A 781-nucleotide genomic window follows, 5' to 3' on the forward strand; every position below is an offset into this window, starting at 1 on the left:
AAACAATCAAGTTTTCTTACAACGCATTGAGGGCGAACATACGCTCAACCAAGGTAGCGTTGCTGAGTTGCTGTGTCTATCGACCAACGCACATATTGCATTAAAACAATTTATTGGCTGTCAGGTTGCCGTCGATCAAGTCACTGACATGGGGCAGTTTTTTAGAACTACGGGCATTATTACCGAAGCAAGCCAAGGGCAAAGTGACGGCTCACTCACCATTTATAATCTCACCTTAAAAGACCCAACAGCACTCTGGCATAAACGTCGTAATAGCCGCGTGTTTATGAACAAAAGCGTGCGTGATATTAGCGAAATTCTGTTTAAAGAATGGCAAGGCAAAAGCCCATTGTTTGCCTCAAGTCTAACGCTCGACACAGCAGGCTTAACGAAAGACTACGATGTGCGTCCATTTGTGATGCAGTCAAACGAAAGCGATTATGACTTTTTAACCCGTTTGTGGCGTAGTGAAGGCATTAACTGGCTGGTCGATGAATCACAGCTTTTTGTCGCTGACCCGAATGCTTCCATTCAGCCACAAGTGTTACGTTTAATTGATGATAACCAAAACTATCAGGCACTTGAACGTCGTAGCCTGCGCTACCAACGTAGCAGTGCGACAGAACAGTTTGATACCATTACCCAAGTCAAGGCAGAGCGCCGCTTACAACCGACTTCGGTTCATGTGCAACGCTGGCAAGCCGATGCCCTACAACAAGAAGAAGGCAGTGGCAGCGTACAAGGCACACAAAAGCACAGCGAACACTATGACAATGCCAGC

1 protein-coding gene is annotated in these 781 nt (G+C 46.4%); it reads left to right on the forward strand.

Annotated features, from left to right (window positions below; all coding sequences use genetic code 11):
- Window positions 1-781, forward strand: a 781-nt coding sequence (locus J536_RS24585; protein WP_032064323.1) for a phage late control D family protein, incomplete at both ends; no start/stop codon positions are given.

Source organism: Acinetobacter sp. 809848, from assembly GCF_000581275.1.
GTDB classification, from domain to species: Bacteria; Pseudomonadota; Gammaproteobacteria; order Pseudomonadales; family Moraxellaceae; genus Acinetobacter; species Acinetobacter pittii.